The 25,143-nt window shown below is 58.9% G+C and carries 23 protein-coding genes; 17 read left to right on the top strand and 6 right to left on the bottom strand.

The annotated features are described in order from the left end of the window. Positions 1–391: 391 nt before the first annotated feature. The 9 genes from P406_RS24560 (at position 392) to pdeM (ending at position 11,099) form a co-directional block, all read left to right on the top strand. On the top strand, positions 392–1,438 hold the full coding sequence (locus tag P406_RS24560) for a ligase-associated DNA damage response exonuclease (RefSeq protein ID WP_003402302.1): 1,047 nt from the start codon (positions 392–394) through the stop codon (positions 1,436–1,438). Then, complete coding sequence (locus tag P406_RS24565; RefSeq protein ID WP_046237636.1) at positions 1,435–3,138, top strand: ATP-dependent DNA ligase; 1,704 nt, start codon at positions 1,435–1,437, stop codon at positions 3,136–3,138. The genes P406_RS24560 and P406_RS24565 overlap by 4 nt, the downstream gene beginning before the upstream one ends. Before the next feature lie 343 nt (positions 3,139–3,481). Next, on the top strand, positions 3,482–4,264 hold the full coding sequence (locus P406_RS24570; RefSeq protein WP_046237637.1) for a transporter substrate-binding domain-containing protein: 783 nt from the start codon (positions 3,482–3,484) through the stop codon (positions 4,262–4,264). A gap of 77 nt (positions 4,265–4,341) precedes the next feature. Continuing rightward, on the top strand, positions 4,342–5,070 hold the full coding sequence (locus P406_RS24575; protein ID WP_003363567.1) for an ABC transporter permease: 729 nt from the start codon (positions 4,342–4,344) through the stop codon (positions 5,068–5,070). Beyond that, positions 5,067–5,777: an ABC transporter permease gene (locus P406_RS24580; protein ID WP_003412886.1), complete on the top strand. Its 711-nt coding sequence runs from the start codon at positions 5,067–5,069 to the stop codon at positions 5,775–5,777. The genes P406_RS24575 and P406_RS24580 overlap by 4 nt, the downstream gene beginning before the upstream one ends. Before the next feature lie 12 nt (positions 5,778–5,789). After that, positions 5,790–6,908 (top strand): succinylglutamate desuccinylase/aspartoacylase family protein, encoded by a 1,119-nt coding sequence (locus P406_RS24585; protein WP_046237638.1) that lies wholly within the window; start codon positions 5,790–5,792, stop codon positions 6,906–6,908. Positions 6,909–6,917: 9 nt separating this feature from the next. Continuing rightward, the gene (locus P406_RS24590) at positions 6,918–7,682 is read left to right on the top strand and encodes an ABC transporter ATP-binding protein (RefSeq protein WP_003412889.1); all 765 of its coding nucleotides are present in this window, start codon (positions 6,918–6,920) and stop codon (positions 7,680–7,682) included. A 271-nt stretch (positions 7,683–7,953) separates the two neighbouring features. Next, positions 7,954–10,446 carry a ligase-associated DNA damage response DEXH box helicase gene (locus P406_RS24595; RefSeq protein WP_046237639.1) on the top strand — a complete coding sequence of 831 codons (2,493 nt, stop codon included), beginning with the start codon at positions 7,954–7,956 and terminating at the stop codon, positions 10,444–10,446. Continuing rightward, complete coding sequence (gene pdeM, locus P406_RS24600; RefSeq protein WP_046237640.1) at positions 10,443–11,099, top strand: ligase-associated DNA damage response endonuclease PdeM; 657 nt, start codon at positions 10,443–10,445, stop codon at positions 11,097–11,099. Before P406_RS24595 ends, pdeM begins: the two co-directional genes overlap by 4 nt. A gap of 65 nt (positions 11,100–11,164) precedes the next feature. On the opposite strand, the gene P406_RS24605 is transcribed toward pdeM, so the two are convergent. Next, positions 11,165–11,383 (bottom strand): hypothetical protein, encoded by a 219-nt coding sequence (locus tag P406_RS24605; protein WP_003363577.1) that lies wholly within the window; start codon positions 11,381–11,383, stop codon positions 11,165–11,167. 113 nt (positions 11,384–11,496) lie between these two features. Further along, complete coding sequence (gene dcd, locus P406_RS24610) at positions 11,497–12,063, bottom strand: dCTP deaminase (protein WP_002554836.1); 567 nt, start codon at positions 12,061–12,063, stop codon at positions 11,497–11,499. 319 nt (positions 12,064–12,382) lie between these two features. Here dcd and P406_RS24615 point away from each other — a divergent pair, with 319 nt between their 5' ends. After that, entirely contained in the window at positions 12,383–12,592 is a 210-nt protein-coding gene (locus tag P406_RS24615; RefSeq protein WP_002554837.1) for a cold-shock protein, read from the top strand. A gap of 137 nt (positions 12,593–12,729) precedes the next feature. Here the strand turns inward: P406_RS24615 and apbC are convergent, their stop codons facing one another. Next, complete coding sequence (gene apbC / locus P406_RS24620) at positions 12,730–13,824, bottom strand: iron-sulfur cluster carrier protein ApbC (protein ID WP_003412894.1); 1,095 nt, start codon at positions 13,822–13,824, stop codon at positions 12,730–12,732. Positions 13,825–14,009: 185 nt separating this feature from the next. On the opposite strand from apbC, the gene metG reads away from it, so the two are divergent. The 4 genes from metG to P406_RS24640 all read left to right on the top strand — a co-directional run bounded on the left by metG (position 14,010) and on the right by P406_RS24640 (position 17,986). Beyond that, positions 14,010–16,058 (top strand): methionine--tRNA ligase, encoded by a 2,049-nt coding sequence (metG, locus tag P406_RS24625; protein WP_046237641.1) that lies wholly within the window; start codon positions 14,010–14,012, stop codon positions 16,056–16,058. Positions 16,059–16,186: 128 nt separating this feature from the next. Beyond that, positions 16,187–17,062, top strand: a complete 876-nt coding sequence (gene rsxB / locus P406_RS24630; protein ID WP_003412898.1) for an electron transport complex subunit RsxB — start codon at positions 16,187–16,189, stop codon at positions 17,060–17,062. Then, positions 17,059–17,697 (top strand): endonuclease III, encoded by a 639-nt coding sequence (gene nth, locus P406_RS24635; protein WP_003418503.1) that lies wholly within the window; start codon positions 17,059–17,061, stop codon positions 17,695–17,697. The genes rsxB and nth overlap by 4 nt, the downstream gene beginning before the upstream one ends. Positions 17,698–17,803: 106 nt before the next feature. Beyond that, positions 17,804–17,986, top strand: a complete 183-nt coding sequence (locus tag P406_RS24640) for a PA3496 family putative envelope integrity protein (protein WP_003363588.1) — start codon at positions 17,804–17,806, stop codon at positions 17,984–17,986. Positions 17,987–18,141: 155 nt separating this feature from the next. On the opposite strand, the gene P406_RS24645 is transcribed toward P406_RS24640, so the two are convergent. Beyond that, positions 18,142–18,768, bottom strand: coding sequence for a response regulator transcription factor (locus P406_RS24645; RefSeq protein WP_002554843.1), 627 nt, complete (start codon positions 18,766–18,768; stop codon positions 18,142–18,144). Positions 18,769–20,046: 1,278 nt separating this feature from the next. On the opposite strand from P406_RS24645, the gene P406_RS24650 reads away from it, so the two are divergent. Further along, positions 20,047–20,574 (top strand): hypothetical protein, encoded by a 528-nt coding sequence (locus tag P406_RS24650; RefSeq protein WP_046237642.1) that lies wholly within the window; start codon positions 20,047–20,049, stop codon positions 20,572–20,574. Between the two features lie 348 nt (positions 20,575–20,922). Here P406_RS24650 and P406_RS24655 read toward each other — a convergent pair whose 3' ends face one another. Together P406_RS24655 and P406_RS24660 are read right to left on the bottom strand one after the other, a co-directional pair. Continuing rightward, positions 20,923–22,140, bottom strand: coding sequence for an argininosuccinate synthase (locus P406_RS24655; protein ID WP_003412906.1), 1,218 nt, complete (start codon positions 22,138–22,140; stop codon positions 20,923–20,925). Positions 22,141–22,260: 120 nt separating this feature from the next. Next, complete coding sequence (locus tag P406_RS24660) at positions 22,261–23,163, bottom strand: flagellar protein MotY (RefSeq protein WP_003412907.1); 903 nt, start codon at positions 23,161–23,163, stop codon at positions 22,261–22,263. Positions 23,164–23,312: 149 nt separating this feature from the next. Between P406_RS24660 and pyrC the strand changes: the two genes are divergently transcribed. Both pyrC and rnt read left to right on the top strand, forming a co-directional pair. Continuing rightward, positions 23,313–24,356, top strand: a complete 1,044-nt coding sequence (pyrC, locus tag P406_RS24665) for a dihydroorotase (RefSeq protein ID WP_046237643.1) — start codon at positions 23,313–23,315, stop codon at positions 24,354–24,356. Further along, on the top strand, positions 24,353–25,030 hold the full coding sequence (gene rnt, locus P406_RS24670; protein ID WP_003412908.1) for a ribonuclease T: 678 nt from the start codon (positions 24,353–24,355) through the stop codon (positions 25,028–25,030). Before pyrC ends, rnt begins: the two co-directional genes overlap by 4 nt. Positions 25,031–25,143 lie beyond the last annotated feature (113 nt).

Below are 25,143 nucleotides of genomic sequence, written 5' to 3' on the forward strand. Positions count from 1 at the left end.
TTAGCCAAATTGCCCTAAAGTGCTTTTCAACCGCGATGGCACTGACGACGCAGAGTGCGACGTAAGTGACATGACGAAGTCGGGCCGGAAACGGAGCCAGGGGGTTTGGTTACTTTGGCCCCATCAAAGTAACTCGCCGAGGGGCGAAAAGGTGACTTGAGCCGAACCTCAATCCACCTGACATCGCAGAGCCCCTGTGTGACGCGGAGCGTCACGAACTGCATTCCCACGCGGAGCATGGGAACGATAGTCAGAGGCGAAAAGATGACCTTGAGTCGAGCCCTGATTCACCTGCTGTCGCGCCTCACGCTCCGCAGCGCTCACGCAAACTCCCCGAACTTCCAGATCCTTCCCGGCTCATAGCTAACAAGCCCATCCATACGGTTGCCCCATGGATCTTGTCGTTGCTCGCCCCGAAGGTTTGTACTGCCCACCTGGTGATTTCTATATCGATCCATGGCGTCCTGTCGAACGCGCCGTCATCACCCATGCGCATGGCGACCATGCCCGTACCGGCAATGAGCATTACCTGTCGGCGGCCAGTGGCGAGGGTATTTTGCGTTCGCGCCTCGGGCAGGACATCAATCTGCAGACCCTGGAATACGGCGAAACCATCACTCATCACGGCGTGAAACTGAGCCTGCATCCGGCCGGGCATGTGCTGGGGTCGGCGCAGGTGCGACTGGAGTACCAAGGAGAGGTCTGGGTAGCTTCCGGCGATTACAAGGTCGAGCCGGACGGGACTTGTGCGGCCTTCGAGCCGGTGCGCTGCCATACGTTTATCACCGAATCGACCTTCGGCCTGCCGATCTATCGCTGGGCGCCGCAGGCGCAGATCTTCGAAGGCATCAACCAGTGGTGGCGTGCCAATGCAGCCCAGGGCAAGGCCAGCGTGTTGTTCGCCTACTCGTTCGGCAAGGCCCAGCGCATTTTGCACGGCATCGACGCGCAGATCGGACCGATTCTGGTCCACGGTGCCGTCGAGCCGCTGAACCGCGTGTATCGCGAAGGCGGTATCTATATCCCGGAAACCCAATACGCCGGCGATTTCAAAAAGACCGACCCCGCGCTGCGTCAGGCGTTGATTCTGGCCCCGCCTTCGGCAGGTGGCAGCAGCTGGATGAAGCGCTTCGGCGAATACAGCGATGCGTTTGCCAGCGGCTGGATGATGCTGCGCGGCACACGACGCCGGCGCGGTGTGGATCGCGGTTTTGTGCTGTCCGATCACGCCGACTGGCCAGGCTTGCTATGGGCTGTGGAACAGACCGGCGCCGAACGCGTCATGGTGACCCACGGTTCGGTCGGCATACTGGTGCGCTACCTGCGTGAACTGGGCCTGGATGCACAGGGCTTCAGCACCGAATACGGCGATGAGGAAGACAGCAACCCGGCAGCCGGCGAACCCGAGGCGGCAGGCACGGGTGAGGCTCAGTCATGAAAGCCTTCGCTGAACTCTACGCACAGCTGGACGCGACCACGTCAAGCAACGCCAAACTTGCCGCAATGCGCGACTACTTCGAAAAGGCGGCAGCAGAGGACGCCGCTTGGGCGGTTTACTTCCTGTCAGGCGGCCGCCCACGACAGTTGGTGCCTACCAGAGTGCTGCGCGAACAGGCAATGACCTTGGGAAATCTGCCGGAATGGCTGTTCGAAGAAAGCTATCAGGCAGTCGGCGACCTGGCGGAAACCCTGTCGCTGTTGCTGCCCCAGGCCGACCACAGTAATGACGAAGGTCTGGCCACCTGGATGGAAGACAAGCTGTTGCCATTGCGCGGTCTGCCGCCTGAAGAACTCGCCGAGCGGCTGCCGCTGTTCTGGTCGCAGCTGGACCGCAGCAGTCTGATGGTCTGCATCAAGCTGATCACCGGCAGTTTCCGCGTCGGCGTGTCCAAGCTGCTGGTCACCCGTGCGTTGGCGGCGCTGGCAGACATCGACAGCAAGCGTGTCGCACAACGACTGGTGGGCTACACCGACCTGTCGCACCGGCCCAGCGCCGAGCGCTATTTGAAGCTGATCGCGCCTGAATCCGAAGATGAGCACGCCCAACGCGGCGGCCAGCCCTACCCGTTTTTTCTCGCCCACTCGCTGCAACAGCCCGCCGATCAGTTCGAGGCGTTGCTTGGTACGTCGCAGAACTGGCAGGTGGAATGGAAGTGGGACGGTATTCGCGCGCAACTGGTCAAACGTGACGGGCGCTTGTGGATCTGGTCGCGTGGCGAGGAACTGGTGACCGACCGTTTTCCGGAGCTGCACAGCCTGGTGCAGTGCCTGCCGGACGGCACGGTGATCGACGGCGAAATCGTGGTCTGGAAAGCCCCCGATGCGAACCCCGATGCCGATGCGGAGTTTGCCTTGAACAGCGATGCGCCTGCGGCTGCGCCCTCGGTTCAACCGTTCGCCCTGCTGCAACAGCGCATAGGCCGAAAGACGCTGGGCAAAAAGATTCTTGCCGACGTTCCGGTCGTGGTGCTCGCCTATGACCTGCTGGAGTGGCAAGGCGATGACTGGCGCAGTCGCCCGCAACATGAGCGCCGCTCGCAACTGGAAGCCCTGATCGAAACCTGCCAGAGCGAGGTGCTGATGCCCTCCCCGGTGCTCACCGGCAAGGATTGGCTGGACCTGGCCACCCAGCGCGAAGCCTCGCGCAGCCTGGGCGTCGAGGGCATGATGCTCAAGGCTCGCGACTCGCTGTATGGCGTCGGCCGCACCAAGGACATGGGGGTGTGGTGGAAATGGAAAATCGACCCGTTCAGTGTCGACGCCGTGCTGATTTACGCGCAACGCGGTCACGGACGACGTGCCAGCCTGTACAGCGACTACACCTTTGCAGTCTGGGACGGCCCGCCCGACGCCACTGAGCGCACACTGGTGCCGTTCGCCAAGGCTTACTCGGGGCTGACCGATGAAGAAATGCGCAAGGTCGACGCCATCGTTCGCAAGACGACAGTGGAGAAGTTCGGGCCGGTCAGCAGCGTAACGCCGACGCTGGTGTTCGAGCTGGGCTTTGAAGGGATCGCCCTGTCGAAGCGCCACAAGAGCGGCATCGCTGTGCGTTTCCCGCGCATGCTGCGCTGGCGGCAGGACAAGCCGGTCGCCGAAGCCGACAGTCTGGCGACGCTGCAGGACCTGCTGAACTAGGGCACCAAAAAGGCGCACGCCAAATGGCGTGCACCTTTTTTAAACACCACCAGACAAATCATCCCGCTCGCTTGTAGGAAACTTCCTGATTCGTTACCAATCTTCCGCTCTTTCTTACTTGGAAAAGCATCGTGCGTAGGACCGGGCGATGAACAGCAACCCTGTAAGCGCGCATGGGCGGCCAATTGCCAGCCGTTTATATGAAATAGCGACAACCCCTTACATTTCAAACGCACGTTCGTTCCTCTGGTTCGGAAATTGCTAACCAATGCCTGTCTGGCACTTGCCGGTAGCACGCTTCGCGTATTCCCAACGCCCCATTTAAGGTTTTAAGGACTGAACAATGAAAAAAGCATGGCTGACTCTTTCTGCACTGGCTCTGTGCATCGCCGCCGGTAACACCATGGCCAAGGAATACAAGGAACTGCGCTTCGGCGTCGATCCATCTTACGCACCGTTCGAATCCAAAGCGGCCGACGGCAGCCTGGTCGGCTTCGATATCGATCTGGGCAACGCGATCTGCGAAGAGCTGAAAGTCAAATGCAAATGGGTCGAAAGCGACTTCGACGGCATGATCCCCGGCCTCAAGGCACGTAAATTCGACGGCGTCATTTCCTCGATGACCGTGACCCCTGCTCGCGAAAAAGTCATCGACTTCTCCAACGAACTGTTCTCCGGCCCGACCTCGCTGGTGTTCAAGAAGGGTGCAGGTTTTACCGCTGATCCGGCCAGCCTGAAAGGCAAGACCGTGGGTTATGAGCAAGGCACCATCCAGGAAGCCTACGCCAAGGCCGTACTGGACAAGGCAGGTATTTCCACCAAGGCCTACGCCAACCAGGATCAGGTTTACTCCGACCTGACCTCCGGTCGTCTCGACGCCTCGATTCAGGACATGCTGCAGGCCGAACTGGGCTTCCTGAAATCGCCAGCCGGTGCTGACTACGAAGTCAGCAAGCCTATCGACAGCGAACTGCTGCCAGCCAAGACTGCGGTCGGCATTGCCCAGGGCAACAAGGAACTTAAAGCGCTGCTGGATAAAGGCATCAAGGCGATGCACGACGACGGCACCTACGCTGCAATCCAGAAAAAACACTTTGGCGACCTGAACCTCTACAGCGGTAAATAACACCCCGACGCCCATCGATTTCGGCGATCATTCGTCGCCCGATCGGTGGGCGTTTTTGTTGGTAACAAGGCCTATCCATGCTCGATGCACTCATGCAAAACCTGGGACTCTCGGCATTCAGCCTGAAGGGCTTTGGCCCGCTGTTGCTGGAAGGCACCTGGATGACCGTCAAACTGGCTGTGCTGTCGCTTGCTCTGAGCATTCTGCTCGGACTGATCGGGGCCAGCGCCAAACTGTCGAGTTCCGCGCTGCTGCGCGTGCCGGCGCAAATTTACACGACACTGATCCGTGGTGTTCCGGACCTGGTGTTGATGCTGCTGATTTTCTACAGCCTGCAAACCTGGCTCACCATGCTGACCGACGCGATGGAATGGGAATACATCGAGATCAACCCGTTCGGCGCAGGCGTCATCACCCTGGGCTTCATCTATGGTGCGTACTTCACCGAGACCTTTCGCGGCGCGATTCTGTCCGTGCCTCGCGGTCAGGTGGAGGCAGCGACGGCCTATGGATTGAAACGCGGCCAGCGCTTTCGTTACGTCGTGTTCCCGCAGATGATGCGTTACGCGCTGCCGGGGATCGGCAACAACTGGCAGGTTCTGCTCAAGGCGACTGCGCTGGTATCGATCATCGGTCTGGCTGATCTGGTCAAGGCGTCACAGGATGCGGGCAAGAGCACATATCAGCTGTTCTACTTTCTGGTGCTGGCGGCACTGATTTACCTGCTGATCACCAGCGCCTCGAACTTCGCCCTGCGTTGGGCTGAGCGGTATTACGCCGCAGGCAGCCGGGAGGCACAGCGATGATCGAATTGCTGCAGGAATACTGGAAACCCTTCCTTTATACAGATGGCGTCAACGTCACCGGTCTGGCGATGACCATGTGGCTGCTCAGCGCCTCCATCGTCATCGGCTTCTGCGTGTCGATCCCGCTGTCGATTGCGCGGGTGTCGAGAAACCGCTGGGTGCGCTGGCCGGTGCAGTTCTACACCTACCTGTTTCGTGGCACGCCCCTCTATATACAGCTGCTAATCTGCTACACCGGCATTTACAGCCTTGCCGCGGTGCGTGAACAGCCGATGCTCGATGCGTTCTTTCGCGATGCGATGAACTGCACGATCCTGGCTTTCACCCTGAACACCTGCGCCTACACCACGGAGATCTTTGCCGGGGCGATCCGCAGCATGGCCCACGGCGAAGTCGAAGCGGCCAAGGCCTACGGCCTGACCGGCTGGAAGCTTTATGCCTACGTGATCATGCCGTCGGTGCTGCGCCGCTCTCTGCCGTATTACAGCAACGAAGTGATCCTGATGCTGCACTCGACCACTGTGGCCTTTACCGCCACGGTGCCGGACATCCTGAAAGTCGCGCGGGATGCCAACTCCGCCACTTTCATGACCTTCCAGTCCTTCGGTATCGCCGCCGTCATGTACCTGACCGTGACGTTCATTCTGGTCGGGCTGTTCCGCCTTGCCGAACGCCGCTGGCTGGCCTTTCTCGGCCCAGCCCATTAATCAGGACTGAACATGCGCCATCACACCCATGACTTGCTTTCGCCAGTGCCCGGCACTGGCCGGCAAATCCACAGCTTTCATTACGGGCCGCAAAACGGCACCGGCAAAGTTTATATTCAGGCGTCGCTGCATGCCGACGAGCTACCGGGCATGCTGGTGGCCTGGTACCTGAAGCAGCGTCTGGCCGAACTGGAAAACGCCGGGCGACTGCTGGGCGAAATCGTTGTGGTGCCCGTCGCCAACCCGATCGGTCTGGAACAAGTGCTGATGGACTCCCCGCTGGGCCGCTACGAGCTGGAAAGCGGCCAGAACTTCAATCGCGGGTTCAGCGACCTCTGCACTCAGGTCGGTGATGACATCGAAGCCCGACTGACTAACGACGCAGAGCACAACTGCGCGCTGGTAAGGGACAGCCTGCTGGCGGCGCTGAATGCCGTACAGGCGACCACACAACTGCATTCGTTGCGCCTGACCCTGCAGCGCCTGGCCTGCGATGCCGACATGGTGCTGGACCTGCACTGTGATTTCGAGTCGGTCGAGCACCTGTACACCACGCCCGAGGCGTGGCCGAAAGTCGAACCTTTATCCCGCTACCTGGGCGCGCAAGCCAGCCTGCTGGCGACCGACTCAGGCGGGCAGTCGTTCGATGAGTGCTTCACGCTGGTCTGGTGGCAATTGCAGCAACGCTTTGGCGAGCGCTTTCCGATTCCCATGGGCAGCTTTTCGGTGACCCTGGAGCTGCGCGGGCAAGGCGATGTCAACCATGCGCTGGCCAGTCGCGACTGTCAGGCGATCATTCATTACCTGATCGATGCCGGCATCATTGACGGCGATCTGCAGCCACTCCCCGAACTGCTCTACCCCGCTACGCCACTGGCAGCGGTCGAACCGGTGGCTACGCCGGTCGGCGGCCTGCTGGTGTTCTGCGCGATGCCCGGCGAACACGTCGAGGCCGGCCAGCTGATTGCCGAGGTCATCGACCCGATCAGCGACACCGTGACCTGCATCCATGCCCTCAACGCAGGCCTGCTGTATGCGCGTTCCCTGCGCCGCATGGCGACTGCCGGCATGGTCATTGCGCATATCGCCGGCACCCACGCCTATCGCAGCGGCTATCTACTTTCTCCTTGAGGACCTGTCATGTACAAACTGACCATCGATGGCCTGCACAAAAGCTATGGCGACAACCACGTGCTCAAAGGCGTATCGCTCAAGGCCAGCAGCGGTGACGTCATCTGTCTGATCGGCGCCAGTGGCTCCGGCAAGAGCACCTTTTTGCGCTGCATCAACTTTCTCGAACAGCCCAGTGACGGGGCGATGAGCCTGGATGGCAAGCAAGTGCGCATGGTCAGCGACAAGGACGGCATGCGCGTTGCCGACCCGGATGAGCTGCAGCGTATCCGCACGCGGCTGGCGATGGTGTTTCAGCACTTCAACCTGTGGGCGCACATGACCGTGCTGGAAAACATCACCATGGCGCCGCGCCGGGTATTGGGCGTGCCCAAGGCCGAAGCCGAGGCGCGCGCGCGCAAATACCTGGAAAAGGTCGGTCTGCCGGAGCGTGTTGCCGATCAGTACCCCGCGTTTCTTTCCGGCGGTCAGCAGCAGCGCGTGGCCATCGCCCGTGCGCTGGCGATGGAGCCGGAAATCATGCTCTTCGACGAACCGACATCCGCGCTTGACCCGGAGCTGGTCGGTGAAGTGCTGAAGGTCATTCAAGGCCTGGCTGAAGAAGGCCGGACGATGATTCTGGTCACCCACGAAATGGGGTTCGCGCGCAAGGTGGCGAGCCAGGTGGTGTTCCTGCACCAGGGCCAGATCGAAGAATCCGGCCACCCGGACGAAGTCCTCAACAACCCGAAAAGCGAGCGTTTGCAGCAGTTCTTGAGCGGCAATCTGAAGTAGCACGGACTGCTGCGTACACACGTCTGCACCACCCTCAAATCTCGTTCCCACGCTCAAGTGGGAATGCCTTTCATGACGCTCCGCGTCATCAAGAGGACGCAGAGCGTCCAGAACGGCATGCCGACGCGGAGCATCGGCACGATAGTCATGGTGGTATCCCTGGTATCGGCACGATAGGCAATCCAGGAACGATCAGTCACATAACCATTTAAAACTATTACCCTTTCTCTGCTGTCTCTGACTTAACGCCACTCAGAGCACACTCAAACGGATGAGCAGACCCACCGATTTCGCTCGACGATGGTTTCTCGCCCGGGGCTGGAAGCCCTTTGCGTTTCAGAAAGAGGTCTGGGCGGCGGTGAAGAATGGCGAGTCCGGCTTGCTGCATGCCAGCACCGGCTCGGGCAAGACCTACGCCGTATGGTTCGCCGCGCTCAACGGATTCGCCAAAGCCAATACGCTAACCGCTGACAACAAACCCCGCAAACGCAAACCGCCTGCCGAGCCGCTGAGTGTGCTATGGATCACGCCCATGCGCGCCCTGGCCGCCGATACCGCCCGGGCCCTTGAGGCGCCACTGGCAGAACTGGACATTCCGTGGTCGGTCGGCTTGCGCACCGGCGATACCAGCGGCAGCGAACGCGCCCGGCAGAGTCGGCGGCTGCCCTCTGCCTTGATCACCACCCCTGAGAGCCTGACGCTGCTGCTGACCCGTGCCGACGCTCAGGTCGCCTTGTCGACACTGAAGATGGTGGTAGTGGACGAATGGCACGAGCTGATCGGCAACAAGCGCGGCGTGCAGTTGCAACTGGCCTTGGCGCGCCTGAGGCGCTGGAATCCGCAACTGATCGTGTGGGGCATTTCCGCGACGCTGGGCAATCAGCAACACGCGCAGCAGGTACTGATCGGCGACGGCGGCGTGACCGTGCAAGGCAAAATCGTCAAGGACTTGCAGGTCGATACGCTATTGCCGCCGTCCATCGAACGCTTCCCGTGGGCCGGGCACATGGGCCTGCGCATGTTGCCGCAGGTCGTGGCCGAGGTGGAAAGCAGCGCGAGCTGTCTGGTGTTCACCAATACCCGGGCGCAGTCGGAAATCTGGTATCAGGCGCTACTGGAAGCCCGCCCCGACTGGGCCGGGCTGATTGCCCTGCATCACGGGTCGCTGGCGCGAGAGGTCCGCGACTGGGTCGAGCGCGCGCTGAAAGAAGGCGCACTCAAGGCCGTAGTGTGCACCTCCAGTCTGGACCTGGGCGTGGATTTTCTGCCGGTCGAGCGCGTGTTGCAAATCGGTTCGCCCAAAGGCGTCGCGCGCCTGATGCAGCGCGCCGGGCGCTCGGGCCACGCGCCGGGTCGTCCTTCGCGCGTGACACTGGTGCCGACCCACAGCCTGGAGCTGGTCGAAGCCGCTGCCGCCCATGACGCCGTCGAAGCCCGGATGATCGAGCCCCGCGAATCCCCACACCAACCGCTGGACGTGCTGGTCCAGCACCTGGTCAGCATCGCCTTGGGCGGTGGCTTCCTGCCCGATGAACTGCTGGACGAAGTACGCAGCGCCTGGGCTTACCACGACCTCAGCGACGAGCAATGGCAATGGGCGCTGGCGTTTGTTCGCAACGGAGGCCACTCGCTGACCGCCTATCCCGATTACCGCCGCGCCGAACCTGACGAGGACGGCGTCTGGCGGGTCCCCGATGCGCGTCTTGCCAGACGCCACCGCATGAGCGTGGGGACCATCGTCAGCGAGGCCACCGTCAACCTGAAATACTGGAAAAAAGGCGGCGGCGGTGGCTCGCTGGGCAGCGTCGAAGAAGGCTTCATCGCCAGACTCAAACCCGGTGACGGCTTTCTGTTCGGCGGACGCTTGCTGGAGCTGGTTCGAGTGGAAAACATGACGGCCTACGTCAAGCGCGCGACCGGCAAGAAAGCCGCCGTACCACGCTGGAATGGCGGTCGAATGCCACTGTCCAGCGAACTGGCAGATGCCGTGGTGGAGAAGTTCGATGCCGCTGCACGAGGCGAATTCAACAGCCCGGAAATGCGCGCCATCAAACCCCTGCTGGAAGTCCAGCAGCACTGGTCAGGGCTGCCACGACGCGACACATTATTGGCTGAGACACTCAAATCCCGCGAAGGCTGGCATCTGTTCCTCTACCCGTTCGCCGGTCGTCATGTGCACCTGGGGCTGGGCAGCCTGCTGGCCTGGCGCCTGAGCCGGCATCGGCCACTGACCTTTTCCATCGCCGTCAACGACTATGGGCTGGAGCTGCTCAGCGCCAGCGAGATCGACTGGGCGCAGACGTTGCAGGCTAACCTGTTCAGCGAAACGGATCTTTTACCCGATATTATTGCCAGCCTGAACGCTGGCGAACTGGCCCTGCGGCGCTTTAGGGAAATCGCGCGTATCTCTGGTCTGGTGTTTTCCGGCTACCCTGGCGCGGCCAAGAGCAACCGTCAGCTTCAGGCATCCAGCGGGCTGTTCTTCGAGGTGTTCAAGCAATACGACGCTGACAACATGCTGCTGACCCAGGCCGAACAGGAAGTCCTGCGTCAGGAACTGGACCTGCAGCGTCTGGAACTGACGTTGCGCCAGATCAACAGCCGCACGCTGGACCTGCACGCGATAAAACGCGCGACCCCGCTAGCCTTTCCGTTGCTGGTCGAGCGCTTTCGCGAAAGCCTCAGTTCGGAGAAACTTGCCGACCGCATCGCGCGCATGGTCCGCGACCTGGAGAAAGCCGCTGGCCCGGAGCCTGAACAATGAACCCATATCTGGCTGTCACACTGGCAGGAGAAGAGCTGTGGCTGCTGGCCGACAAGGCCATCTACTACCCCGCCGAACGATCCTTGCTGATTGCCGATGCGCACTTTGGCAAGGCGGCCGCCTATCGCAAGCTCGGCCAGCCGGTGCCACACGGCACTACACAGGCGAATCTGCGCCGCCTGGACAGCCTTTTGAATGCCTATCCCTGCGATCATCTGATCTTTCTGGGCGATTTCCTGCACGCACCGGAATCTCACGCGGTCTGCACGCTGGCGGCGCTGGAGCAGTGGCGGGCAGAGCACTCGACGCTGCGCATCACGCTGATCCGCGGCAACCACGACAAACGGGCTGGCGATCCGCCCGCCTATCTAGGCATCGATGTGGTCCCAGAGCCCTTGGCACTCGGGCCGTTTGCCCTGCAGCACGAGCCCGATCCGCACCCTGATCTGCACGTACTGGCCGGGCACGTTCATCCTGTGTATCGACTACACGGGCGCGGCCGGCAAAGCTTGCGGCTGGCGTGCTTTTACCTCGGCCGGCAAGTCAGTCTGCTGCCAGCGTTCGGCGAATTCACGGGCGGTTTTCAGATTCGCCCCGCACCAGACAGTACGATCTACGTGACCGGCGGTGATGCGGTGTGGCGAGTGGCATAGCGTCGCCGGTCGCCCTATACAAAACTGCCCGCTGCTCGCGAGAGCAGCAGGCAGTCTTGTGATAATCAGGCCACAGGTGCAGGTGGCGGCTCGTCAGGAACAGTAGGCCCGCCTGGCTCGGTAGGCTGAAACGGAGTATCGGGGCCTGGATCACCCGGGATCCCGCCACCGACCATGTTCAGCTCCGGGCTGAGATCGGAATGAGCCATCAATGACCAGGCGAGCAGCCCGATCTCGTTAAGCGGAGATTGAACCTGTTCAGAGATTTTGAAAGTAGTCTTCATAGGGCACTCCAGATCAAAGGCCTTCGCACGTAATGAATGATGCGAAAGCATGTGAGCAGATAGAGTGCGAAATAGAGTATTAATTCAATTCCACTAGTCACCTGAAGCGCAAATCAGGTGCGTGGCAGGGTGACGCCACGCTGGCCCTGGTACTTGCCACCCCGATCCTTGTAGGACACTTCACACTCCTCATCGGACTCCAGGAACAGCATCTGCGCCACACCTTCGTTGGCGTAGATCTTGGCCGGCAGTGTCGTGGTGTTGGAAAACTCCAGCGTTACATGGCCTTCCCACTCAGGCTCGAGCGGCGTGACATTGACGATGATGCCGCAGCGCGCGTAAGTGCTCTTGCCCAGGCAGATAGTCAGAACGTTACGCGGAATGCGGAAATATTCGACGGTGCGCGCCAGTGCAAACGAGTTGGGCGGGATGATGCACACGTCGCTCTTGATATCGACGAAGCTTTTTTCATCAAAGTTTTTCGGGTCAACCGTGGCCGAATTGATGTTGGTGAAGACCTTGAATTCGTCGGCACAACGCACGTCGTAGCCATAACTGGACACCCCGAAAGAGATCACCCGATCAGCGCCTTCGCCACGTACCTGGCGCTCTACGAAGGGCTCGATCATCCCGTGTTCCTGCGCCATGCGGCGAATCCACTTGTCCGATTTGATGCTCATGGCGGTGTCCTGAATAGCGAGGTGAAAAAGATATCCGGCATCTTACCGGGCTGAGGCCGAGGGTTCAAAGGCAACAGATCGCGAGTTTGCGTGAGCGGCCGGGCTGTTTCGCTGTGAATGGAAATAATCATCAACAGACCATTGGCACGTTCGGAAAAAAGGGTTAAGGTGGCGTCACTGTGTTGCTTGTGTCACTGAGAATCTCTACACGATGTTGAATTTCGATCCAACCATCTCCATGAATTTTCCAGCTCTTTGCACTCAGTCTCGGCCAGGGCTCTTCCTACGCCGCAGTTAACTTTGTCCAAGGAGATATACTATGTCCAATCGCCAAACTGGTACCGTTAAGTGGTTCAACGATGAAAAAGGCTTCGGCTTCATCACTCCACAATCCGGTGACGACCTGTTCGTGCACTTCAAAGCTATCCAATCCGACGGCTTCAAAAGCCTGAAAGAAGGCCAACAGGTTTCTTTCATCGCTACCCGCGGTCAGAAAGGCATGCAAGCTGAAGAAGTTCAAGTTATCTAACTTGTACTGATTCGCTTAAAAACCCCGCCCTCAAAAGCGGGGTTTTTTATTGCCCGCCTTTTGACCTCTCACTGGCTGAACACCTGACCAGAACGAGAGAAGCGAAGCACCTCCCCCGCCCGATCATCGCTATGCAATCAGTCGTCGCTTACCGAAATCGTCGGCATGGCTGGACTTGCAGCTTCCTGCAACACGATCCGCGCACCGACGTGACGTGCCAGCTCCTGATACACCATCGCAATCTGACTCTCCGGCTCGGCAATCGCCGTAGGCTTGCCGCCATCTGCCTGCTCGCGAATCAGCATCGACAGCGGCAGTGACGCCAGCAGCTCGACATCGTACTGCGTCGCCAGCTTCTCGCCGCCACCCTCACCGAACAGATGCTCGGCATGGCCGCAGTTGGAGCAGATGTGCACCGCCATGTTTTCCACCACGCCCAGCACCGGAATGTTGACCTTGCGGAACATCTCGACACCCTTTTTCGCATCCAGCAAAGCCAGATCCTGTGGCGTGGTGACAATCACGGCACCCGCCACCGGGACTTTCTGCGCGAGCGTCAACTGGATATCACCGGTGCCGGGCGGCATGTCGATAACCAGATAATCCAGATCATTCCAGGCAGTCTGCGTGACCAGCTGCAGCAACGCCCCCGACACCATCGGTCCGCGCCAGACCATCGGCGTGTTGTCGTCGGTCAAAAAGGCCATCGACATCACCTCGATACCATGCGCCTCGACCGGCACGAACCACTTCTGGTCCTTGATTTTCGGCCGCGTGCCTTCAGGAATACCGAACATCACCCCTTGGCTCGGCCCATAGATATCGGCATCGAGGATACCGACGCGAGCGCCCTCGCGAGACAGCGCCAAGGCCAGGTTGGCGGCGGTCGTGGACTTGCCGACACCGCCCTTGCCGGACGCGACGGCGACAATGTTTTTCACATTGGCAAGCCCCGGAATCTGGCTCTGGGCCTTGTGCGCGCTGATCACGCTGCTGATGGCAACGGTGGCCGAACTGACGCCGTCCAGATTCTCGATGGCCGTTTTCAACACTTGCGCCCAGCCGTTCCTGAACAGGTCGGCGGCATAGCCCAATTCGAGTTGCACGCTGACCTGTGCCCCCTGAATATCGATGGACCGGACGCAACCGGCAGTGACCGGATCCTGATTCAGATAGGGGTCGGTGTACTGGCGAAGAATCGTCTCCACCGCTGCGCGATTGACTGCGCTCATGGGCTTACTCCGTAAAAAGACTGACTGGAACAGCCGACTATCGTACCTGTTCTGCCAGCAGCCCACATGATTTCACTGAACCGCGCCCAACCTTTCAGGAGCATTCCCACAACCGCACGGGTGAAAAAAATCGTTCAGACCTTTATAGTGGCCGGTCTCCGTTTCACTTCAAGTAGCCGAGCCCCATGTCCGAGCCACGCAAGATTCTCGTTACCAGCGCCCTGCCCTATGCCAATGGTTCCATCCACCTTGGCCACATGCTCGAGTACATCCAGACCGACATGTGGGTGCGTTTTCAGAAGCACCGCGGCAATCAATGCATCTATGTCTGCGCGGACGACGCCCATGGCTCGGCAATCATGCTGCGTGCCGAAAAGGAAGGCATTACGCCAGAGCAACTGATCGCCAACGTCAAGGCCGAACACAGCGCCGACTTTGCCGATTTCCTGGTGGATTTCGATAATTTCCACTCAACGCACTCGGACGAGAACCGCGAGCTGTCGAGCATGATCTACAAGCGCCTGCGCGATGCAGGTCATATCGCGACGCGCTCGGTTACCCAGTACTTCGACCCGGAAAAGAAAATGTTCCTGGCCGACCGCTTCATCAAGGGCACCTGCCCGAAATGCGCGGCCGAGGACCAGTACGGCGACAACTGTGAAAAGTGTGGCGCTACCTATGCCCCGACGGACCTGAAAGACCCCAAGTCGGCGATTTCCGGTGCCACGCCGGTGCTCAAGGACTCGAAGCACTTCTTCTTCGACCTTCCTGCATTCGACGCCATGCTCAAGCGCTGGACACGCAGCGGCACCCTGCAGGATGCGGTTGCCAACAAGATCGCCGAATGGCTGGACAGTGGCCTGCAGCAGTGGGATATCTCCCGCGATGCGCCCTATTTCGGCTTTGAAATTCCTGACGAGCCCGGCAAGTACTTCTACGTGTGGCTTGATGCGCCGATCGGTTACATGGCCAGCTTCAAGAACCTGTGTGCGCGTCGTCCGGACCTGGACTTCGATGCGTACTGGGGAAAGGGCGCGACCACCGAGCTCTATCACTTCATCGGCAAGGACATCGTCAACTTCCACGCTCTGTTCTGGCCTGCCATGCTGGAAGGTGCGGCCTTGCGCACACCGACCGGCATCAACGTCCACGGCTACCTGACCGTCAATGGCCAGAAAATGTCGAAATCGCGTGGCACCTTTATCAAGGCGCGCACCTACCTCGACCACCTGCCGCCCGAGTACCTGCGCTATTACTACGCGTCGAAGCTGGGCCGTGGCGTCGACGACCTCGACCTGAACCTCGAAGACTTCGTGCAAAAGGTCAACTCCGACCTGATCGGCAAGGTTGTTAACATTGCCAGCCGTTGCGCCGGGTTCATTCACAAGGGCAACGCCGGTGTGATGGTCGAAGCCAATGCCGCGCCCGAGCTGACCGACGCGTTTCTGGCGGCGGCACCCAGCATTGCCGACGCCTACGAAGCCCGCGACTTCGCCCGCGCCATGCGCGAGACCATGGCCCTGGCGGACCGTGCCAATGCCTACATCGCGGAAAAAGCGCCATGGGCGCTGGCCAAACAGGAAGGCAAGCAGGATGAAGTCCAGGCCGTATGCGCGCTGGGCATCAACCTGTTCCGCCAGCTGGTGATTTTCCTCAAGCCGGTCCTGCCGAATCTGGCCGCCGATGCAGAAAAATTCCTCAACGTCGAACCACTGACCTGGGAAGACCACAAGACCTTGCTGGCCAATCATCAGCTCAATCCGTTCTCGGCACTGATGACCCGTATCGACCCGGTCAAGGTCGAGGCCATGGCCACTGCCTCCAAAGAAGACCTGACCGCTACCGACTCGTCGGCGGACACCGCGCCTGCCGGTAATGGCGAACTCGCCAAAGACCCGCTGTCAGCGGAAATCGACTTTGACGCCTTTGCCGCCATCGACCTGCGCGTCGCGCTGATTCTCAAGGCCGAGCAGGTAGAGGGTGCCGACAAGCTGCTGCGTCTGACCCTGGACATCGGCGACGAGCAGCGTATTGTCTTTTCAGGCATCAAGAGCGCCTACCCGAACCCGTCCGAACTCGAAGGCCGTCTGACCATGATGATCGCCAACCTCAAGCCGCGAAAAATGCGCTTCGGCACTTCGCAAGGCATGGTGATGGCAGCAGGCCCCGGCGGAGAGGAGATCTATCTGCTCAGCCCCGACAGCGGCGCCAAGCCAGGCCAGCGCATCAAGTAAACGACGCGAGGCCCGGTATCCTGCCATCAGGCGGATCCCGGGCCTTTGCGCATTCGCAAGCCCCCTGATCTGTCCGATAATGCTGCTCTCCGGATAGACAGAACACCTGTTGGTCACCTGGCAAGACCATGACTGAATTGATTCGCCTGCTTCCCGACGTGGACCTCATCCGCAGTATCGACGCCCTTCTGCCGCAGACTCAGTGCGGCAAGTGCGGCCATCCCGGCTGCAAGCCCTACGCCGAAGGCATCGCTGGCGGCGAAGCCATCAACAAGTGCCCCCCGGGCGGCGACGAAACGATAGCCCAGCTGGCCGAACTGCTGTCTGTTCCGGCCCTGACACTGGATATGCAACGCGGCACTGCACCTGCACAGGTTGCCTTCATTCGCGAAGCAGAGTGCATCGGTTGTACCAAATGCATTCAGGCCTGCCCCGTGGATGCCATTCTCGGCGCAGCCAAGCTGATGCACACCGTGATCATCGATGAATGCACAGGCTGTGATCTGTGCGTTGCGCCGTGCCCGGTGGATTGCATTGAAATGCACCCGCTGCCACTGGCAACGGTCACGCCCATCGTCGGCGGTCTGGCCCCTACCCCCGAGCTGCAGGAGGCGCGGCAGCGCAAGCGTAGCCATGCCCGGATGCGTTTCGAAGCACGAAATGCACGCTTGCACCGTGAACAGCAAAAGCGCCTGGCAGAGCGCCTTGCGCGGTCGCAGCGCGTTGAATCCGCTCGTGACGTGCTGCCTCGATCCGCTGTGGCACTCGCCCGGAACGACAAGCCTGCCGGACCGGATGAAGCCTTGAAAAAAGCCCGAATTGCGCTGGCCATGAGCCGCGCGCAACTCAACAAGTCGCTCAAGGCGTTTGGTCATCCTCCCATTGCGGAGCAGGCCGCCAGGCTCGTGGAATTGCAGCGCGAATACGAAGCTGCCGAGCAGACACTCGCAGCACTTCTGCCGCCTCCCGAACAGGCTAACTCCGAGGAAAAGCGCCGCCCATGAACGCCGCAAAACGCCAGGAAATCTTTCGCAGGCTGCATGAGGACAATCCGGACCCAAAAACCGAATTGGCCTACACCACGCCTTTTGAACTGTTGATAGCCGTCATCCTTTCCGCCCAGGCCACCGACGTAAGCGTCAACAAGGCAACTGCCAGGCTTTACCCGGTAGCCAACACGCCACAGGCCATCCACGAACTGGGGGTAGAGGGGCTTTCCGAGTACATCAAGACAATCGGCCTTTACAACAGCAAAGCCAAAAACGTGATCGAAACCTGCCGCATGCTGGTGGAGCTGCACAACGGTGAAGTACCACAAACCCGAGAAGCACTCGAGGCGCTGCCGGGCGTCGGACGCAAAACCGCTAACGTGGTGCTCAACACCGCTTTCCGCCAGATCGCGATGGCGGTAGACACGCATATCTTCCGCGTCAGCAACCGCACAGGCATCGCGCCAGGGAAAAATGTGGTGGAGGTGGAAAGGCAACTGATGAAATTTGTGCCGAAAAACTACCTGCTCGACGCTCATCACTGGCTGATTCTGCACGGGCGCTACGTTTGCCAGGCCCGTAAACCGCGGTGCGGCAGTTGCCGTATAGAAGATCTGTGCGATTACAAGGCAAAAACGTCCGACGATTGAGCCAGACAGCTCATTGCTGTCTTGTCGATTGAAAAAATCTTTTTTACCGACTTGTGGATTGTCGATATAAGAAGCGCCAGAGAGCCCAAGCCCTGGAGTCGACTTCATGAGCACTGACAACGAACAACTGGACGTGGACGACGACCTCGTCTCCGTCGACACGGACGACACAGAACCAGTGACTGTCGAGCCGGCGAAGACCAACCTGAGTAAACGACGCACCATCGACAACCTGCTTGAAGAGCGGCGTTTGCAGAAGCAGTTGGCTGATTACGACTTCGATTTCTAGGCAGCCCTGAAACCTCGCACTGACTTGCTCGATCAAGGCATTTGAAGCCTCTCGCAGAAGAGGCTTCAATACGTGATCAATACGGAAAATGAAGGCTCGATAGCTGACCTGCACGACCGGGCATCAGCCACGACTCTTTCCAGACAATCCCTTACTCAGACAAGCCCGTTACGCTGCGCGAGCTCGATCAGATCGACCAGCGAATGCGCGTTGAGCTTGAGCAATAAACGCGTTTTATACGTGCTGACGGTCTTGTTGCTCAGAAACATGCCGTCTGCAATTTCCTTGTTGGTCTTGCCTCGGGCCAACTGCTGCAGAACCATCATCTCCCTGCCGGAAAGTCGGTCAACCATATCCGACTCACTCGCGTTGCCCATACTGGAGCGAACAGTGTGCAACGCCTGGTTGGGAAAGTAGCTGTACCCTGACAGCACCGCCTTGATGGCACTGAGAAGCTCGGTCAGATCCTGCTGCTTGCAGACGTAGCCGGCGGCCCCGGCCTGCATGCAGCGCATGGAGAAGTGGCCCGGCGCCTGGGAGGTGAGGATCAGAACCTTGAATGGCAACGTCATGGCTGACAGACGGGCGATTACCTCCAGCCCGTCGAGCTTGGGGATACCGATATCAAGAATGACGATATCCGGGAGGTGCTCACGCGCCAGTTGCAGCGCATCCACACCGTTGTCAGTCTCCGCGATGACCTCATAGCCATGACGCTCCATCAGCATGCGTACAGCAAGGCGAATGACGGGGTGATCATCCACGATCAGCACTTTATTCATGGGCAGTCCATTTTTCGCTATTCGAATTTTCAGAGCCAGCACAATAACTTAGTCGTTTACTGCTTTGCATGGCGCTCACCCTTGTGGACTGACAGCCAAAGACCATTCCTACAATTACAGCAGAAACTTCCTACAATACTTGGCAGAAACGTACATTTTTTATTAATTCTCACAGAGCCTTCCTTTTCGGAACCTGGTGAATATTGTTGCTGATCGCCGCAGCACAAGCATCGCAGCATCAGTGGATAAATGCGTACAACAGGCGACCGCCGAACACTTGCATTCAAAACGAGACCCTGCTGCACCTGTTAACAGTATTGCCAGCGCATTCCTGCATCAGTGTCACAAACCGACCCAATACATGGCTTATCGCCAGCAACTTAAAACCAATTCCCTTTAGCTGAATCATTTAAAAACAGGTCGCTCCTTGCGCATCCGGGTAGCGCACGCCTGCTGTCACAGCCCACGGCTATCGGTCTGCCGCATGGAAAGCGATACCTGCACATAACGCCCCTGTGGCAGGGCGACTGAAAAAGTCTCTGCATGCGGATGCCCTACCCTGCACACCGATGATCGGAGACCATTGGATACATTCCACACGCTACATACGCAAACAAGGTTTAAAAATTACACATTATTTACAGAATTTCGTACAAATATTTATTTAAGGAAAAACCTCACAAGACATCAAGAAAAATCCTACAAACAAACGCAAAGACTCAAAGTGCCACACCTCTACGAACCGCTCATTGACATGGCGTTATCCAGCAAGCTCCACCGCCTTAGTGTCGCAAAATCTTACAGACACCCTAGCATAAACCTACATCATTCAAGACCATAAATAGCTCTTTCGACAAGTAGCAAATACCATTTTTCATTTCAAAGCCAGACACGTTCTTTCGAATAGGAAACGGACTACACGATTAGTGGACGCAACTTTACAACTCGTAAGACACTATAAAAACCGCTCAATCAATTCCTGTAACCCGCCATTTTCCCCTTGCAAAATTTATTACCAGTCGTTACTTTTTTAACAGCAACTTTATTACTTACCGCCCTTGAACACGCGCAGCTATATGAATTCCTGCCGCTGTGTACTGTACCTGCGCACTTCATCAGCGCTGCGTTCAAGCAGGCTTCATGTAGTGCGCGGCGGATGAATTCGGGCACTGGGTATATAGCCGATCCGGCATCGCTGTTTTCTGGAAACTCTCAGGGCGCCTGGCAACTCTTCTGAGTTGGGCGCTGTGTATAACCATGTTCAAAAAGGGATGTACCATGAACACTAAATACGCTCGTACGCGGTCATCAACGCCCACCGCGTCTGATCTCACCACCGCAGTGGAAGCCTTTGTTGCCAGCGGTGGTGTTATTGCAGTCATACCCGAAGGAGAGACCGCAGGATTAGCCACCCCTTCATCAGCGCGTACACAACCTGCCGAGGAACACAGACTTGAACTCGCGGGCAAAGTACAGCAACTGAAGTACCTGGCGGCCAAGGGCGCCGGTTTCACCGCGCTACAGTATTCATTGCGGATGAATAAAAGGGATGTTCGCCGGCTGGCCACAGAAAATGGCGTGACCATCAACCTCAGCCAGCCCCTGCGTACCCCCAGCAGGGAGGCCCTTGATGACGTTACGGACATCGATGACGTGGTTGCAGGTCACGCCATGCATTACTCGGCATTGGGTTACACCGCGTCCGAGATTGCCCGGATACTCGATCTGAGCCTTCGCCAGGTACTCGGCATTGGCAAGGCGTACCGGTTTGAGTTCAGGCAACGACAGGAGAACGACACGCTCTGAATAACGACGCAAAAAAATAAACAGCGCGATACGTTTCAGGGAGCCGACGGGAAACTCTGTTATTCCCTGCCCTGAACTTCTACAGCTGTTGTAGGAAAACACTAAAACAAATAAGCACTTTTTCGACGCTAGCGGTAAGAAGATACTCAACGACTGAATACCTGTGACACATGATATTTCTGCCGTCGGCTACACGCTGCTATCTTGCATAGCACATGTACCCCATCTATCAACCACTGACTTCACTGGTTCAACGTCTTTTTACATGACGCCTGGAAGGAATGACCCTGCCGAGCGTATTTGAAGTGCAGCCCTGAATGGGCTGCACTTGTCTAACAACTTGCGGTATCAGAACAGCTTGCGGCCCTTGTTGGCTGCAATCCGCATGCGCAATGCGTTGAGCTTGATGAAGCCCGCTGCATCGGCCTGATCGTAGGCACCTGCGTCATCTTCGAACGTGGCAATGTTGGCGTCGAACAGCGAATCATCCGACTTGCGACCGGTGACGATCACATTGCCCTTGTACAACTTCAGGCGCACAACGCCGTTCACGTGAGCCTGGGACGCGTCGATCATCTGCTGCAGCATCAGACGCTCAGGGCTCCACCAGTAACCTGTGTAGATCAGGCTGGCATATTTGGCCATGAGTTCGTCCTTGAGGTGGGCGACTTCGCGGTCCAGAGTGATCGATTCGATGGCGCGGTGAGCGCGCAGCATGATGGTGCCACCCGGCGTCTCGTAGCAGCCACGGGACTTCATGCCCACATAACGGTTTTCAACGATATCCAGACGGCCGATACCGTTTTCGCCGCCGATGCGGTTCAGGGTCGCCAGCACGGTGGCCGGGGTCATTTCGACGCCATCCAGCGCAACGATGTCGCCATTGCGGTAGGTCAGCTCAAGGTAGGTTGCAACGTTTGGCGCGTCCTCAGGGGATTTGGTCCAGCGCCACATGTCTTCTTCGTGCTCGGTCCAGGTGTCTTCCAGCACGCCGCCTTCATAGGAGATGTGCAGCAGGTTGGCGTCCATGGAGTACGGGGATTTCTTCTTGCCGTGACGCTCGATCGGAATGTTGTGCTTCTCGGCGTAGTCCATCAGTTTTTCACGCGACAGCAGATCCCATTCGCGCCACGGAGCGATGACCTTGACGCCTGGCTTGAGCGCGTAGGCACCCAGCTCGAAACGCACCTGGTCGTTACCCTTGCCGGTTGCGCCGTGGGAAATGGCGTCAGCGCCGGTTTCGTTGGCGATCTCGATCAGACGCTTGGCGATCAACGGACGGGCGATGGAGGTACCCAGCAGGTACTCGCCTTCATAGACGGTGTTGGCACGGAACATCGGGAAGACGAAATCGCGCACGAACTCTTCGCGCAGGTCATCGATGTAGATTTCTTTCACGCCCATGGCCTGCGCCTTGGCGCGTGCCGGCTCGACTTCTTCACCCTGACCCAGGTCAGCGGTAAAGGTCACCACTTCGCAGTTGTACGTATCTTGCAGCCACTTGAGGATTACCGAAGTATCCAGGCCACCGGAATACGCGAGAACTACCTTGTTTACGTCCGCCATGCCATCACTCCACCGGGTTGTACGGAAAACCGCTGATTCTACCGTTCAAACCAGCAAATTTACAGGGGCGCGACAGCTTGTGACGACAAGGCGACGTCTGACAGATGCTTTTTACAGGCTTTAAGAGGTGTGTGCTGCGCTGGCAGACGCAACCGGTACCGGGCGCTCATCGGGCGCAACGCGCTCGAGGTGCACGTTGACCCGACGGTTGCGCGCACGGTTCGCTTCATTGGTGTTAGGCGCCAGCGGGTAGCGCTCGCCATGAAAGCGCAGGGTGATTTGCTGCTCGGGTATGCCTTGAGCCTTGAAATAATCCATGACCGCCAGCGCGCGACGGCGGGACAGGTCACGGTTGGTCAGGCGATTGCCGCTGTTATCCGAATGACCGTCCAGCTCGATACGGTTCACGGTCGGGTCGGCCTTCAAATAGGCGACCATATTGTCCAGACGCGCCTTGGCACGGGCATCCAGCTCGATACCGCCGCCAGGGAAACCCACTTCAGCCTGTTTGATCTGATCGAAGTTCATCGGCAGCAGCTTGGCAGTGCATGCCTGGTAATCGCTGAATGCCTTGCTGAACTTGACCGGCAGCAGACGCACTTCCATCTGGCCGCCGTCGCGGGTGTAGTGGCGAATGAGCGGACTGCGCCCGTCCATCAGACCACTGATCAGACGTCCGGCCTGAGCCTGAGAGGTATTGAAGGGAATATCGCCATTGCTGACGCGCACCGATCCCAGGTTGATATCGCCACGTCCCGGCTGCCAGGGCGCCGCAGCGGCCAGCAGCGTCGCAGAGCCATTACCGAGCATGTTGTATGAAGCCTTGAGGCGAAACGTCGCCTGCTCGCCCGCGCGGCGCACGAACTCACCGGCACCGAAGTCGGTGATCGGCTGAGTCAGGCGGCACTCGAACTGATCGCCTTCGACCTTCCACTCAATGCTCTCCAGACGCGTCTGGAAACTGATAGCCATCGCCGGGAGGCTGGCAAACATGCTGAGCAGGGCTAAATATCGCTGGCGCACGGGAGGCTCCACTGGAAATGAACGCGAAACAGAAAATTACCGACTGACAAGGGAGCTATCGGTAACTTCATGCAAAACTTGATAGCGGATGCCTGAGAGAGTCTTTTCCGGTAGCATTCCCAGCGAGTTTGACCCGCCTGGAATCCCCAATGTCTGACCGCCTGACCCTCCTGCGTCCCGACGACTGGCATATTCACCTCCGTGACGGAGCTGTCTTGCCTCATACCGTTGCTGACGTAGCGCGAACTTTTGGCCGCGCAATCATCATGCCCAACCTCGTGCCTCCGGTACGCAACGCGCAGCAAGCCGATGCCTATCGCCAGCGCATTCTGGCTGCACGCCCGGCCAGCAGCCGCTTCGAGCCGTTGATGGTGTTGTACCTTACCGACCAGACCACGCCCGACGACATCCGCACCGCCAAGGCCAGTGGCTTCGTGTACGCGGCCAAGCTGTATCCGGCCGGCGCGACCACCAACTCCGATTCCGGTGTCACCAGCATCGACAATATCTTCCCTGCCCTCGAAGCCATGGCCGAAGTCGGCATGCTGCTGCTGGTGCACGGGGAAGTGACACGTGGCGAAATCGACGTATTCGATCGCGAAAAGGTCTTCATCGATGAGCACCTGCGCCGTGTAGTCGAGCGCTTCCCGGCCCTGAAGGTGGTGTTCGAACACATCACCACCGGTGAAGCGGTGCAGTTCGTCAATGAAGCTTCAGACAATGTCGCGGCGACCATCACCGCGCATCACCTGCTGTACAACCGTAATCACATGCTGGTCGGCGGGATTCGTCCGCACTTCTATTGCCTGCCGATCCTCAAGCGCAATACGCATCAGACGGCCCTGCTCGACGCGGCCACCAGCGGCAGCGGCAAGTTCTTCCTGGGCACCGACTCGGCGCCGCATGCACAGCATGCCAAGGAAAACGCCTGCGGTTGCGCCGGGTGCTACACCGCCTACGCAGCCATCGAGCTGTATGCCGAAGCTTTCGAGCAGCGTAACGCTCTGGACAAGCTGGAAGGCTTCGCCAGCCTTTACGGTCCGGCGTTCTACGGCTTGCCCGCCAATCAGGACACCATCACGCTGGTGCGTGACGAGTGGACCGCCCCTGCCAGCCTGCCATTTGGCGAGTTGACTGTTATCCCGCTGCGCGCTGGTGAAAAGCTGCGCTGGCGTCTGGAGGAACACGCGTGAGTGAAGATCATTTTGACGACGAACACGAAGGCCACGGCGGTGGCGGCGGTTCCCGTCACCCGATGGCGGCGCGCTTTCGCGGCTACCTGCCAGTAGTCGTCGACGTAGAAACCGGCGGTTTCAATTCAGCCACCGATGCCTTGCTGGAAATCGCTGCGGTGACGATCGGCATGGATGAAAAAGGCTTCGTGTTCCCGGAACACACCTATTTCTTCCGCGTAGAACCGTTCGAGGGTGCCAACATCGAAGCGGCGGCGCTGGAGTTCACCGGCATCAAGCTCGATCACCCGCTGCGCATGGCCGTCAGCGAAGAAACCGCGATGAACGACATCTTCCGCGGCGTGCGCAAGGCCCTCAAGGCCAATGGCTGCAAACGCGCGGTGCTGGTCGGCCACAACGCCAGCTTCGACCTCGGCTTCGTCAATGCCGCCGTCGCGCGGATGGACATGAAGCGCAACCCGTTCCACCCGTTCTCCAGCTTCGACACCGCCACCCTCGCCGGCCTGGCCTATGGTCAGACCGTGCTGGCAAAGGCCTGTCAGGCTGCCGGCATCGACTTCGACGGTCGCGAGGCGCACTCGGCCCGCTATGACACCGAGAAGACGGCCGAGCTGTTCTGCGGCATCGTCAATCGCTGGAAAGAAATGGGCGGTTGGCAAGATTTCGACGACTGAGGTCGACACGTCCGTGAATGGACCGGCCTTGTGCCGGTTTTTTCATGCCTGCAGCGGGACGATTCAGAGGGCATACCCAAGAAGCGTTTCCTGCGAAAGCAACCGCTCATCGC

This window comes from Pseudomonas syringae pv. coryli str. NCPPB 4273, assembly GCF_000972175.1.
GTDB lineage: Bacteria > Pseudomonadota > Gammaproteobacteria > Pseudomonadales > Pseudomonadaceae > Aquipseudomonas > Aquipseudomonas syringae.

Excerpts from the sequence above, each read along its gene's own strand:
- P406_RS24595 (WP_046237639.1), top strand. The coding sequence starts at position 7,954 with ATGAGCAGACCCACCGATTTCGCTCGACGATGGTTTCTCGCCCGGGGC.
- P406_RS24570 (WP_046237637.1), top strand. The coding sequence starts at position 3,482 with ATGAAAAAAGCATGGCTGACTCTTTCTGCACTGGCTCTGTGCATCGCC.
- P406_RS24650 (WP_046237642.1), top strand. The coding sequence starts at position 20,047 with ATGAACACTAAATACGCTCGTACGCGGTCATCAACGCCCACCGCGTCT.
- P406_RS24580 (WP_003412886.1), top strand. The coding sequence starts at position 5,067 with ATGATCGAATTGCTGCAGGAATACTGGAAACCCTTCCTTTATACAGAT.
- metG (WP_046237641.1), top strand. The coding sequence starts at position 14,010 with ATGTCCGAGCCACGCAAGATTCTCGTTACCAGCGCCCTGCCCTATGCC.
- pyrC (WP_046237643.1), top strand. The coding sequence starts at position 23,313 with ATGTCTGACCGCCTGACCCTCCTGCGTCCCGACGACTGGCATATTCAC.
- rsxB (WP_003412898.1), top strand. The coding sequence starts at position 16,187 with ATGACTGAATTGATTCGCCTGCTTCCCGACGTGGACCTCATCCGCAGT.
- P406_RS24615 (WP_002554837.1), top strand. The coding sequence starts at position 12,383 with ATGTCCAATCGCCAAACTGGTACCGTTAAGTGGTTCAACGATGAAAAA.
- P406_RS24565 (WP_046237636.1), top strand. The coding sequence starts at position 1,435 with ATGAAAGCCTTCGCTGAACTCTACGCACAGCTGGACGCGACCACGTCA.
- P406_RS24575 (WP_003363567.1), top strand. The coding sequence starts at position 4,342 with ATGCTCGATGCACTCATGCAAAACCTGGGACTCTCGGCATTCAGCCTG.
- nth (WP_003418503.1), top strand. The coding sequence starts at position 17,059 with ATGAACGCCGCAAAACGCCAGGAAATCTTTCGCAGGCTGCATGAGGAC.
- P406_RS24605 (WP_003363577.1), bottom strand. The coding sequence starts at position 11,383 with ATGAAGACTACTTTCAAAATCTCTGAACAGGTTCAATCTCCGCTTAAC.
- P406_RS24645 (WP_002554843.1), bottom strand. The coding sequence starts at position 18,768 with ATGAATAAAGTGCTGATCGTGGATGATCACCCCGTCATTCGCCTTGCT.
- apbC (WP_003412894.1), bottom strand. The coding sequence starts at position 13,824 with ATGAGCGCAGTCAATCGCGCAGCGGTGGAGACGATTCTTCGCCAGTAC.
- pdeM (WP_046237640.1), top strand. The coding sequence starts at position 10,443 with ATGAACCCATATCTGGCTGTCACACTGGCAGGAGAAGAGCTGTGGCTG.
- dcd (WP_002554836.1), bottom strand. The coding sequence starts at position 12,063 with ATGAGCATCAAATCGGACAAGTGGATTCGCCGCATGGCGCAGGAACAC.
- P406_RS24640 (WP_003363588.1), top strand. The coding sequence starts at position 17,804 with ATGAGCACTGACAACGAACAACTGGACGTGGACGACGACCTCGTCTCC.
- P406_RS24560 (WP_003402302.1), top strand. The coding sequence starts at position 392 with ATGGATCTTGTCGTTGCTCGCCCCGAAGGTTTGTACTGCCCACCTGGT.
- P406_RS24585 (WP_046237638.1), top strand. The coding sequence starts at position 5,790 with ATGCGCCATCACACCCATGACTTGCTTTCGCCAGTGCCCGGCACTGGC.
- P406_RS24655 (WP_003412906.1), bottom strand. The coding sequence starts at position 22,140 with ATGGCGGACGTAAACAAGGTAGTTCTCGCGTATTCCGGTGGCCTGGAT.
- P406_RS24590 (WP_003412889.1), top strand. The coding sequence starts at position 6,918 with ATGTACAAACTGACCATCGATGGCCTGCACAAAAGCTATGGCGACAAC.